The 12,594-nt window shown below is 66.0% G+C and carries 10 protein-coding genes; 9 read left to right on the top strand and 1 reads right to left on the bottom strand.

Features of this window, described 5'->3' with window-relative positions:
- Positions 1-216: 216 nt before the first annotated feature.
- Genes ubiU through ubiT form a run of 3 tightly spaced genes read left to right on the top strand, consistent with a single transcriptional unit; the run spans position 217 to position 2,797 of the window.
- Positions 217-1,335, top strand: coding sequence for a ubiquinone anaerobic biosynthesis protein UbiU (gene ubiU / locus U0042_RS27540; protein ID WP_232833457.1), 1,119 nt, complete (start codon positions 217-219; stop codon positions 1,333-1,335).
- 5 nt (positions 1,336-1,340) lie between these two features.
- The gene (locus U0042_RS27535) at positions 1,341-2,330 is read left to right on the top strand and encodes a U32 family peptidase (RefSeq protein WP_114812546.1); all 990 of its coding nucleotides are present in this window, start codon (positions 1,341-1,343) and stop codon (positions 2,328-2,330) included.
- Entirely contained in the window at positions 2,327-2,797 is a 471-nt protein-coding gene (gene ubiT, locus U0042_RS27530) for a ubiquinone anaerobic biosynthesis accessory factor UbiT (RefSeq protein WP_114812544.1), read from the top strand. Before U0042_RS27535 ends, ubiT begins: the two co-directional genes overlap by 4 nt.
- A 21-nt stretch (positions 2,798-2,818) precedes the next feature.
- On the opposite strand, the gene U0042_RS27525 is transcribed toward ubiT, so the two are convergent.
- Positions 2,819-3,862 (bottom strand): GlxA family transcriptional regulator, encoded by a 1,044-nt coding sequence (locus U0042_RS27525; protein ID WP_114812542.1) that lies wholly within the window; start codon positions 3,860-3,862, stop codon positions 2,819-2,821.
- 535 nt (positions 3,863-4,397) lie between these two features.
- Here U0042_RS27525 and U0042_RS27520 point away from each other — a divergent pair.
- From U0042_RS27520 to U0042_RS27495, 6 genes are all read left to right on the top strand, one after another.
- The gene (locus U0042_RS27520) at positions 4,398-5,672 is read left to right on the top strand and encodes a serine hydroxymethyltransferase (RefSeq protein ID WP_114812538.1); all 1,275 of its coding nucleotides are present in this window, start codon (positions 4,398-4,400) and stop codon (positions 5,670-5,672) included.
- 22 nt (positions 5,673-5,694) lie between these two features.
- Complete coding sequence (locus tag U0042_RS27515) at positions 5,695-6,666, top strand: dipeptidase (RefSeq protein ID WP_114812536.1); 972 nt, start codon at positions 5,695-5,697, stop codon at positions 6,664-6,666.
- 113 nt (positions 6,667-6,779) lie between these two features.
- The gene (locus U0042_RS27510) at positions 6,780-7,313 is read left to right on the top strand and encodes a DUF5943 domain-containing protein (protein WP_114812534.1); all 534 of its coding nucleotides are present in this window, start codon (positions 6,780-6,782) and stop codon (positions 7,311-7,313) included.
- A gap of 75 nt (positions 7,314-7,388) precedes the next feature.
- Entirely contained in the window at positions 7,389-9,452 is a 2,064-nt protein-coding gene (locus U0042_RS27505) for an FAD-dependent oxidoreductase (RefSeq protein ID WP_114812532.1), read from the top strand.
- Between the two features lie 2 nt (positions 9,453-9,454).
- Positions 9,455-11,395, top strand: coding sequence for a (Fe-S)-binding protein (locus tag U0042_RS27500; protein WP_114812530.1), 1,941 nt, complete (start codon positions 9,455-9,457; stop codon positions 11,393-11,395).
- Between the two features lie 13 nt (positions 11,396-11,408).
- Positions 11,409-12,584, top strand: a complete 1,176-nt coding sequence (locus U0042_RS27495; RefSeq protein WP_114812528.1) for an electron transfer flavoprotein subunit alpha/FixB family protein — start codon at positions 11,409-11,411, stop codon at positions 12,582-12,584.
- Positions 12,585-12,594 lie beyond the last annotated feature (10 nt).

Below are 12,594 nucleotides of genomic sequence, written 5' to 3'. Positions count from 1 at the left end.
GCGGGCACATCGGTTGCCGCGCGAAGTGCCACATGATGCGGTCGCACGGGATGGCTGCATGGGGTTGTCGCAATCAATTGCCACGTTGTTTGCCGCAATCGGGAACAATCGGGAAAACAACATCCCAACCTTAGCTCACGCGTCAGTTCGCCGCAATGCGCGGTATAGGGTGCGTGGCATGATTGCCCCTCCATTTTTCGAGGATCGCCGTTGCCCATGCGCACGATCGTCCCGCCTGCTGCTGCGGCGCAGGCATCGTTATCCGCTTCTCCTTCCGTCACTGCTGCCACTGCTGCCACTGGCACGTTTCACGCGCCCATCAAGATTCCCGAACTGGTCTGCCCCGCAGGCAATCTGCCCGCACTGCGTACCGCGGTGGACGGCGGCGCCGACTGCGTCTACGTCGGCCTGCGCAACGACACCAACGCACGCGCGTTTCCCGGCCTCAACTTCGACGAAGCCACGCTCGTGGAGGGCATTGACTACGCGCATCGCGCGAACCGCAAAGTCTTGCTCGCCATCAACACCTACGCACATGGCCGCGACCTCTCACGCTGGACCGCGGCCATCGATCTGGCCGCGCGCGTGGGCGTGGATGCCGCCATCGTGGCCGACCCGGTCATGATGGCCTATGCGGCGCGGCAGCATCCCGAACTGCGTCTGCATCTTTCGGTACAAGGGTCGGTCACGAATCACGAAGGCATCAACTTTTTACAGCGCGAGTTCGGCATTCAGCGCGCGGTGTTGCCGCGTGTGCTTTCGCTCGAACAGGTCGAGCAGACGGTGCGGCAGACATCGGTGGAAATCGAGGTGTTCGCGTTCGGCAGCCTGTGCGTGATGGTGGAGGGGCGCTGCATGCTGTCGGGTCACGCCACCGGTGAATCGCCGAACCTCAACGGCGTGTGCTCGCCCGCGCGCCACGTGCAGTGGGTCGAGCGCCAGGAAGGCTCGCAAAAGCGGCTCGATGCGCGCCTCGGCGGCGTGCTCGTGGACAGCTATCGCGAAGACGACAAGGCGAGCTATCCGACCATCTGCAAGGGTCGCTTCGAAGTGGCCGGCAAGCGCTATTACACGATGGAAGAGCCGGCGAGTCTCAATGCGCTCGAACTGTTGCCCGAGCTTGCACGCATGGGCGTGGCCGCTGTGAAGATCGAAGGCCGTCAGCGCGGCCCGGCTTATACGGCAGCCGTCACCCGCGTGTGGCGTGAAGCGCTCGATGCGCTCTCGCGCGAAGGTGTCGCGGCGCAGCGCGCAGCCACTTGGCATGCCGCGCTGGGGTCGCTTGCCGAGGGCCAGCAGGACACGCTCGGCGCCTATTCACGTCCATGGAAGTAAGCCTCATGAAGCTCGCGCTCGGTCCCATTCTCTATTACTGGCCCCGCAACCACGTCATGGCGTTTTACGCCGACGTGGCGGCTTCCGCGGCAGACATCGTCTATGTGGGCGAGGTGGTGTGTTCGCGCCGCCACGAACTGCGCTTTTCCGATTGGGTGGCGATTGCGCGCGAACTGGCGTCGGCCGGCAAGGAGGTCGTGCTTTCCGCACTCGCGCTCGCCGAAACGGAAGCGGACTTGCGTCAGGCCCGCAAGTTGGCCGAGAACGGCGAGTTCATGCCCGAAGTGAACGACATGTCGGCGCTCGCGCTCGTCGCGCGACGCATGCCTTTCGTCGCGGGGCCGCACCTGAACTGCTACAGCGCCCAGATGCTCGAATGGCTCGTGAGCCTCGGCGCACGGCGCTGGGTTGCGCCCGTGGATTGTTCGCGCGCCACGCTGGCGGAAATTCGCGGCGGCCTCGCGGACGGGAACGGCGCGGCGAGCGAGCAGCCCTGCGAGATCGAGTATTTTGCTTACGGCCGGGCGCCGCTCGCCTTTTCGGCACGCTGCTTCACCGCGCGGCATCACCATTTGCAGAAGGATCATTGCGAGCGCCGCTGCATCGACGACCCCGAAGGCATGACGGCCTTTGCTCAGGACGGCAAACCGTTCGTGACGATCAACGGCATTCAGACGCAGACGGCGCAGATCGTGAACCTGGCCGGCCACACACACGCTCTGGCGAGCGAAGGCGTATCGGTACTGCGCATCAGCCCGCAGTCGAATCGCGCGGTGGCGGTGCTCGACATCTTCAAGGCGGTGTGCGACGGCGAACTCGCGCCGCGCGATGCATATCGCGAGGCGTGTGCGCAGCACGATGCACCGCCTTGCAATGGATTCTGGTTCGGGCAGCCCGGTATCGCGGCGAATGCTGCGGGCAGCGCAGATTTCGCAAACGCCGCATCGAACGGCAATCCATCCGCCGCAGCAGGCACGACCGGAGTCCGCGCATGAAACTACCGAGCCCTGTGCCCCTGCTGCGTTACTGCGCGGCCCGTCTGCCCGCTACGCCGCTCGCATACGCCCTCTGTGTGGCGCTCAATCGCCACGTGCTGCCCGTGCTCGACGCCGATACGCGCGCGCTGCTGGCGGGGCATCTCTACGAATTGAAGGTGACGGACATCGGCCTCACGGTGCGACTCACGGTGGGTGTGGACCGCTTCGAACTCTGGCGCGGCGACAACCGCAACCCGGATCTGATCGTCGCGGCGAGCGGCCCCGACTTCATCCGGCTCGCGGCGCGCGACGTGGACGCCGACACGCTCTTCTTCAGCCGGCGTCTCATCATGCAGGGCAGTACGGAGCTTGGTCTGATCGTGCGCAACGCGGTGGAAGCCATCGACTTCGAGAAGATGCCGGGCGGCGCGCTGATGCAAACCGCGCTGCGTCGCGCGGTGCAGATCACCGCGCAGTTCGCGTGAACGCGCGGATAGGGAACAGCGTCAGGCTGGCAGAAACGCCCCGTGCGCAGCGGCGGCGGAGGTCGGTACAGCGCCCGGCGTACCCACCACTTCGGCAAGCGGCGCCACCTGCTTGCGCCGTTCGCGTGTGGGCGCCGTGCCGAATGCATCGCGATAGCTCTTGCTGAAATGGCACGCGGACTGGAAGCCGCAAGCCATGGTGATGTGCATGATCGACATGTCGGTCTGCAACAGCAACTCGCGTGCGCGGCGCAGGCGCAGCGTGAGGTAGTAGTGCGTGGGCGTCATGCCCAGATGTTCGCGGAAGAGCCGTTGCAACTGCCGTTGCGACATGTTCGCGAGCCGCGCGAGTTCCTCGCGCGAGAGCGGCTCTTCGATGTTGTTCTCCATCAGCGAAATCACTTCGAACAGCGACTTGTTCGCTGAGCCCAGACGGGCCACGAGCGGCATGCGCTGCTGTGCGCTCGTATCGCGCACGTGTTCGACGATGAACTGTTCGGCGATCTGCGTCACGCGTGCCGTGCCGATACGCGAGGCGATGAGGTTCAGCATCATGTCGAGCGGCGCCACGCCGCCCGTGCACGTCACGCGGTCGCGGTCGATCACGAACAGCTCTTTCAGGAAGCGCGTGTCCGGAAACTCTTCCTTGAGCGCCGACATGTTTTCCCAGTGAATCGCACACGCATAGCCCGCCAGCAAGCCGGCTTTCGCGAGCGCGTAGGTGCCGGTGCACAGGCTGCCGAGCGCCACGCCTTCGCGCGCGAAGCGGCGCAGCGTGGCCAGATGCGTGGCCGTGGTTTCGCGCTGCACGTTGATGCCGCCGCAGACGAACACGATGTCGGGCTTGCCGACGCAGTCGGCTGGACCGGTATCCACGGAGAGGCCGTTGCTCGCGGTAATCAGGCCGCCGTCGGGGCTGATGACCGACCAACGGTAGAGCGGTTGCCCACTCAGGTAATTCGCCATGCGCAGCACTTCGATGGCGTTCGTGAACGCGATCATCGTGAAGTTGGGCAGCGGCATGAAAGCGAAGTGGGACAACGACGCGGTACGGTCGGGCGACATGGTGCGATGTTCCTTCGACTCTCTAACTTCGGCTCTACGGCGTGACGGCCGGTGGGGCACGGCCGCATTTATTCTCGTGTTGATGGCAACAAGCGTGCCATACGTTGTAACCCTGGCCAAACGCTGGCGAAAGCCCGGCCAAACCCTTATTCATTCCACTTATCGGGCATTCGCACGGTCGTGCTGTGCACCTGCACTGTGCGGTCCCGGCACCGCCGGCGGGCGCACGCCGCACGCAAGCGGTGCTCGCAGAGGGTGTTTGCGCTGCGAAGCAGCATTCGCCCTCCGCCCCGATTTTTCCGGCGCCCGAAAGCCGACTTGTCCAAAACGGACTCGCATGGCGGAAATGGAAAAGAACGCGTCTGAATTCATCAATTGGCGCAAAAGGCGAAAGACAAGAATAGAGCCGTCGATCGCCCTGAGCTGCAAGTCCTGTACTGGCGGGCCACGGCAACCAGCAACACGATGCGGCAACGTCAGCGCGCTGCGCTTCGCATGCCTGAATACGCTGCTTTTCCTGACCAACGGACGCCCCATGTCGAACGCCAACCCTTTCTTTACGCAGACCCTCGCCGAACGCGACGCGCCCGTGCGCAGCGCGGTGCTGAAGGAACTCGAGCGGCAGCAGTCGCAGGTCGAACTGATCGCTTCGGAAAACATCGTTTCGCGCGCCGTGCTGGAAGCGCAGGGTTCCGTGCTGACCAACAAGTACGCGGAAGGCTATCCGGGCAAGCGTTACTACGGCGGTTGCGAATATGTGGATGAGGTCGAAGCGCTCGCCATCGATCGCATCAAGACGCTCTTCAACGCGGGCTATGCGAACGTGCAGCCGCACTCGGGTGCGCAGGCCAACGGCGCCGTGATGCTCGCGCTCGCGAAGCCGGGCGACACGGTGCTGGGCATGTCGCTGGATGCAGGCGGCCACCTCACGCATGGCGCGAAGCCCGCGCTCTCGGGCAAGTGGTTCAACGCCGTGCAGTACGGCGTGGATCGCGAGACGCTGCGCATCGACTACGACCAGGTGGAAAAGCTCGCGCACGAACACAAGCCGACGCTCATCATCGCGGGCTTCTCCGCGTATCCGCGCGTGCTCGACTTCGCGCGCTTTCGCGCGATTGCCGACAGCGTGGGCGCGAAGCTGATGGTGGACATGGCACACATCGCGGGCATCATTGCCGCGGGGCGTCACCTGAGTCCCGTCGGCCACGCGCACGTGGTGACTTCCACCACGCACAAGACGCTGCGCGGTCCGCGCGGCGGCTTCGTGCTGACGAACGACGAAGACATCGCGAAGAAGATCAACTCCGCGGTGTTCCCGGGCCTGCAAGGCGGCCCGCTCATGCACGTGATCGCAGGCAAGGCCGCGGCCTTCGGCGAAGCGCTGCATGCGGACTTCAAGACCTACATCGACAGCGTGCTCGCCAATGCGCAGGCGCTGGGCGAGGTGCTGAAAGAAGGCGGCGTGGACCTCGTCACGGGCGGCACGGACAACCATCTGCTGCTCGTCGATCTGCGTCCGAAGGGCCTCAAGGGCACGCAGGTAGAGCAGGCACTGGAACGCGCGGGCATCACCTGCAACAAGAACGGCATTCCGTTCGACACCGAGAAGCCCACGGTCACCTCGGGCATTCGCCTCGGCACGCCGGCCGGCACCACACGCGGCTTCGGCGTGGCGGAGTTCCGCGAGATCGGGCGCCTCATTCTCGACGTGTTCGACGCGCTGCGCGAGCACCCCGAAGGCCATGCGCCTACCGAGCAACGCGTACGCCGCGAAATCTTCGCGCTGTGCGAGCGCTTTCCGATCTACTGAACCCGAACCACGGAGTGACGGCATGAGCACCCTGCACGAGAACAGCATCATCATCGACGGCCTGAACATCTCGAAGTTCGACCGTTCGGTGTTCGAAGACATGAGAAAAGGCGGCATCACGGCGGCGAACTGCACGGTGTCGGTGTGGGAAAGCTTCGCGAAGACCGTGGACAACATCGCGCTCATGAAGCAGCAGATTCGCGCGAACAGCGAACTGCTCACGCTCGTGCGCACGACCGAAGACATTGCGCGCGCGAAGAAGGAGAACCGCACGGGCGTGATTCTCGGCTTCCAGAACGCGCATGCGTTCGAAGACAACCTCGGCTACATCGAAGCGTTCGCCGACATGGGCGTGCGCGTGGTGCAGCTTTGCTATAACACGCAGAACCTCGTGGGCACCGGCTGCTACGAGCGCGACGGCGGGCTCTCCGACTTCGGCCGCGAGGTCATTACGGAGATGAACCGTGTGGGCATCATGGTCGATCTCTCGCACGTGGGCAGCAACACGTCGTCGGAAGCCATCGCGTTTTCGAAGAAGCCGGTCTGCTATTCGCACTGTCTGCCTTCGGGGCTGAAAGAGCATCCGCGCAACAAGTCCGACGAACAGTTGAAGGAAATCGCGGACGCAGGCGGCTTCGTGGGCGTGACGATGTTCGCGCCGTTCCTCAAGCGCGGCATCGACGCCACCATCGACGACTACATCGAAGCGATCGATTACGTCGTGAACCTGATCGGCGAAGACGCGGTGGGCATCGGCACGGACTTCACGCAGGGCTACAGCGTGGACTTCTTCGACTGGCTTACACACGACAAGGGCCGCTACCGCCGCCTCACGAACTTCGGCAAGGTGGTGAACCCCGAAGGCATTCGCACCATCGGCGAGTTCCCCAACCTCACGCAGGCGATGGAGCGCGCGGGCTGGAGCGAGACGCGCATCCGCAAGATCATGGGCGAGAACTGGGTGCGCGTGTTCCGCGACGTGTGGGGCGCATGAGGCTTCGAGCATGTCGAGTCTCGAAGCGTGACCACGCCGACGCGAATACATAGTCATCCGTAACGATTCATCACAAGCCAACGAACCTCACGCTCACCCACGGAGCTTTCGCGATGCAACCGCAACTGCCCATCGACGTCGATGCCGAAACCGGCGTCTGGACCACCGACGCGCTGCCCATGCTGTACGTGCCGCGTCATTTCTTCACGAACAACCACACTGCTGTGGAAGAGGCGCTGGGCCGCGAGGCCTACGCCGGCATCCTGTACCAGGCCGGCTACAAGTCGGCGTACCACTGGTGCGACAAGGAAGCGAAGCAGCACGGCATCAGCGGCATGGCGGTGTTCGAGCATTACCTGAAGCGTCTGTCGCAGCGCGGCTGGGGCCTGTTCCGCATCGTCGAGGCGGACCCTGCCAGTGCACGCGCACACATTGAGCTGCGCCACTCGTCGTTCGTGCTCGCGCAGCCCGGCAAAGAGGGCAAGCTCTGCTACATGTTCGCCGGCTGGTTCGCGGGCGCGATGGACTGGGTCAATGACACGAGCGGCGCCAGCGGCCACGCGCCGCGTGCCCAGTCGAAGGAAGTGCAGTGCGCGGCCGAAGGGCACGACCACTGCGTGTTCGAAGTGTCGCCGCTCGCCAGCTGAACGATCCGCACCGGCTTTGCACCGGGCGCAGCCCACATCGACTAAACCCCACACCCACGCCCGAGGTTGTCTGCGATGCGTTACCCCAACCTGTTCAAACCGCTCACGCTGAACCAGCTCACGCTGCGCAACCGCATCGTCAGCACGGCGCACGCGGAAGTTTATGCCGAGCCCGGCGGGCTGCCCGGCGACCGCTATATCCGTTACTACGAGGAGAAGGCGAGGGGCGGTGTGGGGCTTGCCGTGTGCGGCGGGTCGAGCCCGGTTTCCATCGACAGCCCGCAAGGATGGTGGAAGTCCGTCAACCTCGCGACAGACCGCGTGATCGATCCGCTCGGCCGGCTCGCCGAAGCCATGCATCGGCACGGCGCGAAGATCATGATCCAGGCCACGCACATGGGCCGCCGCTCGGCGTTTCACGGCGAGCACTGGCCGCATCTGATGTCGCCTTCGGGCGTGCGCGAGCCCGTGCACCGCGGCAACGCGAAGATCATCGAGGTGGAGGAAATCCGCCGCATCATCGGCGACTTCGCCACCGCCGCGAAGCGCGTGCAGCAGGCCGGCATGGACGGCATCGAAATCTCCGCGGCTCACCAGCATCTCATCGATCAGTTCTGGAGCCCGCGCACGAACTTCCGTACGGACGAGTGGGGCGGCAGCCTGCAGAACCGGCTGCGCTTCGGCATCGAAGTGCTGAAGGCCGTGCGCGAGGCCGTGGGTCGCGACTTCTGCGTGGGCCTGCGCATGTGCGGCGACGAGTTCCACGAAGACGGTCTCGACCACGAGCAGTTGAAAGAGATCGCCCAGGCGATGGCCGAAACGGGGCTGATCGACTACGTCGGCGTGATCGGTTCGGGCGCGGACACGCACAACACGCTCGCCAACTGCATGCCGCCCATGGCGCTGCCGCCGGAGCCGTTCGTGCATCTTGCGGCGGGCATCAAGTCGGCGGTGAAGCTGCCCGTCATGCACGCGCAGAGCATTCGCGACGCGGGTCAGGCCGAACGCCTGCTCGCCACGGGCATGATTGACCTCGTCGGCATGACGCGCGCCCAGATTGCCGACCCGCACATGGTCATCAAGATTCGCGACGGACGCGAAGACGAGATCAAGCAGTGCGTGGGCGCGAATTACTGCATCGACCGCCAGTACAACGGCCTCGACGTGCTCTGCGTGCAGAACGCGGCGACCTCGCGCGAGGCCACCATGCCGCACGTCATCGAAAAAACGCGCGGACCGCGCCGCAAGGTAGTGGTGGTGGGCGCGGGGCCGGCCGGACTCGAAGCGGCGCGCGTGGCGCGTTCGCGCGGCCACGACGTGGTGCTGTTCGAAAAGGGCGACGCCGTGGGCGGCCAGATTCTGCTCGCCGCGAAGGCGCCGCAGCGCGAACAGATGGCCGGCATCGTGCGCTGGTTCGACATGGAAACGAAGCGCCTCGGCGTGGACCGGCGCCTGGGCGTGGCGGCCGACGAGAAAACCATCATGGCCGAGAAGCCCGACATCGTCGTGCTGGCCACGGGCGGCGCGAGCTTCACGCAGCAGGTGCCCGCATGGGGCGTGGCCGAAGGGCTCGCCGTGAGCGCGTGGGACATTCTCTCGGGCAAGGTGCAGCCCATGCAGAACGTGCTGGTCTACGACGGCGTGAGCACGCATGCGGGCGCCGGCGTGGCCGACTTCATCGCGAGCCGCGGCGCGAAGGTGGAGATCGTGACGCCCGACGTGAAGGTAGCCGACGACGTAGGCGGCACCACGTTCCCCATCTTCTATCGCCGGCTCTACGCGCAGGGCGTGATCCACACGCCGAATTACTGGCTCGATCGCGTCTATGAGGAGAACGGCAAGAAGATCGCCGTGATCCGCAACGAGTACACCGAGGAACAGGAAGAGCGCGCGGTCGACCAGGTCGTGATCGAAAACGGCGTCACGCCCAACGATGCGCTCTACTGGAAGCTCAAGCCCGAGTCCGTGAATCGCGGCCAGGTGGACGTGCACAAGCTCTTTGCCGCGGAGCCGCAGCCGTCGCTTGCCGAAGAACTCGGCAACGGCCGTTTCCTGCTGTTCCGCGTGGGCGACTGCATCTCCATGCACAACATTCACGGCGCCATCTACGACGCGCTGCGTCTTTGCAAGGACTTCTAGCCATGAGCCCGGCGTTTCTCATCACCGCGCTGTTGTGGGTTTCGGTGGCAGGCCTCGCGTTCGCCGTGGCGAAGCGCGCGTCGTACTGGAAGCTCGGGCGCGCCACGACGGCGGGCGCGTTCGGCTTCGCGCACCTGCTGACCATTCCGAAGCGCTACTTCGTCGACCTGCATCACGTCGTGGCGCGCGACCCGTACATCGCGAAGACCCACATCGCCACCGCGGGCGGCGCGATTGCGGCGTTCGCGCTGGTGTTCGCCAATTACGGGCTTGCCATTTACTCGCCGTGGCTCGACCGCCTGATCCTGCTCTGCGCGCTCGTCATGCTGGTGGGCGCCGTGTTCGTGTGGCGCCGCCGTCACGACACGAAGGGCGTGCCCGCGCGGCTTTCGCGCGGGCCCTGGAACACGCTGCCGTGGCTGCTCGGGTCGTTCGCGCTGGGGCTCGCGCTCTATGTGGCGGTGCCGGCCGGGGCGATGTCGGGCGGGCTCGCCGTACTCTTTGCGCTGCTCATTGCAGCGGGCGCGTTCGCGATGACGTTCGGCGCCGCGCGCGGCGGTCCCATGAAGCACGCCATCGCGGGGCTGCTGCATCTCGCGTTTCATCCGCGCCAGGAGCGGTTCGCTTCGGAACAAACAGCACAAACAGCACAAACAGCGACGCCACGCGAGGCCGTGCCGCCCACCGCGCTCAAGGCGCCGGCACTCGATCACAACGAGTACGGCGTGGGCAAGCCCGTCGAATTCCGCTGGAACCAGCTGCTGAGCTTCGACGCCTGCGTGCAGTGCGGCAAGTGCGAAGCGGCGTGTCCGGCGTTCGCCGCCGGCCAGCCGCTCAATCCGAAGAAACTGATTCAGGACCTCGTGACCGGCATGGTGGGCGGCACGGATTCGGCCTATGCCGGCAGCCCGACGCCGGGCATTCCGGTGGGCCGTCACGGCGGCGAGCCGCAGCGTCCCATCGTGTCGAGCCTGATCGAAGCGGACACGATCTGGTCGTGCACCACGTGCCGCGCCTGCGTCCACGAGTGCCCCATGCTGATCGAGCACGTGGACGCGATCGTCGACATGCGCCGCAACCAGACGCTCGTGCACGGCGAGGTGCCCGGCAAGGGGCCGGAGGTGCTCGCGAATCTGCGCGAGACGGGCACGGCGGGCGGCTATGACCGCGCGGCGCGCTACGACTGGTCGGTGGATCTGAACGCGCCGCTCGCGCAACCGGGCAAGCCCGTGGACGTGCTGCTCGTGGCCGGCGAAGGCGCATTCGACATGCGCTACCAGCGCACGCTGCGTGCGCTCGTGAAGGTGCTGAACAAGGCGGGCGTGAACTACGCGGTGCTGGGCGCCGGCGAGACCGATACGGGCGATGTCGCGCGGCGCCTCGGCGACGAAGCGACGTTCCAGCAACTCGCGGCCACGATGATCCAGACGCTTTCCACGCTCACGTTCCGGCGCATCGTCACGGCGGACCCGCACGTCATGCACAGCCTGCGCAACGAGTACCGCGCGTTCGGCGCGCGCTACGAAGTGCTGCATCACACCACGCTGCTCGCGCAACTGGTGGAGGCGGGCAAGCTCGCGCCGAAGGCTGCCGAGGCGCTGGCGAGCCGTCGCATCACGTATCACGACCCCTGTTATCTGGGCCGCTACAACGGCGAGACGGACGCACCGCGCAAGCTCCTGAAGACCATCGGCATTCAGGTGGTGGAGATGGAGCGTCACGGCAAGCAGGGCCGCTGCTGCGGCGGCGGAGGCGGTGCGCCGCTCACCGACATTCCGGGCAAACAGCGCATTCCCGACATCCGCATCGCCGACGCGCGCGCCGTGGGCGCCGAGGTGGTCGCGGTGGGCTGCCCGAACTGCACGGCGATGCTCGAAGGCGTGGTGGGCCCGAGGCCCGAAGTGCTCGACGTGGCCGAACTCGTCGCCGCGTCGCTGGATTGAACGGAGCCGCGCCATGAACACGATCAAACGTATCGATCCGCGCCGGCCGTTCGTCGTCACGGCCGCCGGTCTCAAACGCATCACGCTGGGCGAAGAGGGCAGCGCGCAGGGTTCGTTCGACGCGAACGCCGTCACGTCCCTGCACGGCCGCGCAGCCGCAAAGCCGCGTCGCACGGCGCAGCCCGCGCAACGCACGATTCTCGTGGTCGCGCATAGCGACCGCGGCGCGCTCGACGAGCACGCACGCGAAGCGGTGGCGGCCGCCGCCCTGATTGCCGACGCGCACACGCAGGTCGCGCTGCTGGTCTTCGGCAAGCTGAAGGAAGACGCGGCGGCGTTGGGCGCCGACAAGGTGATCGAACTCGCGGCCTTCGACCGCCGCACGTTCGCCCCCGAAAGCGAGGTGCAGGCGCTCGCGGCCTGCGCGGCGCAGTTCGCGCCCGTGCATATCCTGCTGCCCGACAACGCCGCGGGCGACGGCGACCTGGGCCGCCGCTACGCAGCGCAAGCGGGAGCGAGCGTGGCCACGCATGTCGTGGAGATCGACGCGGCGCACGTGAGCGTCTACGTGCACGCGAAGCAGGCCGTGGCCAAGCGCACGGTGCCCGAGGTCGTGTTGCTCGCGCCGGGGGCCGTCGATTCGCGCTTGCCGTTCGTGGGAGCGGGCGAAGCCATGCAGTTGGGCAGCTTCGACGCGGCGGCTTCAGCAGCCGCGCGCTATCGCGATCTCGGCATCGAAGAAACCGATGCGTCGCAGGTCGCGCTCGAAGAAGCCGACTTCATCGTTTCCGCCGGCAACGGCGTGACGGACATCGCCGCGTTCGAAGCGCTCGCGGGTGTGCTGGGCGCAGCGATAGGCGCGAGCCGCGTGGCCGTGGACAACGGCCATTTCACGCGCGACAAGCAGGTGGGCGCCACGGGCAAGACGGTGCAGGCGAGCGTCTACATCGCGTTCGGCATTTCGGGCGCGGTTCAGCACTTGCAGGGCATCAAGGACTGTCGCCACGTGATCGCCGTGAATCTGGACGCGAGCGCGCCCATTGCCAAACGCGCGGACCTGACCGTCGTGGGCGATGCGCGCGAAACCATCGCGTCGCTGACCGAGGCCGTCGCAAGGGCCCGCGCCGCGCATGGCGAAGCGGATCGCGCCGCGGGGGCGCCAACGGTCGTGGAAGGAGTGGCGGCATGAACGCACGAGA

It is taken from the genome of Paraburkholderia kururiensis (assembly GCF_034424375.1).
Lineage (GTDB): Bacteria > Pseudomonadota > Gammaproteobacteria > Burkholderiales > Burkholderiaceae > Paraburkholderia > Paraburkholderia kururiensis_A.
Note: the sequence above shows the minus strand (reverse complement) of the source record. Positions and strands in the feature narration are given on the sequence as shown.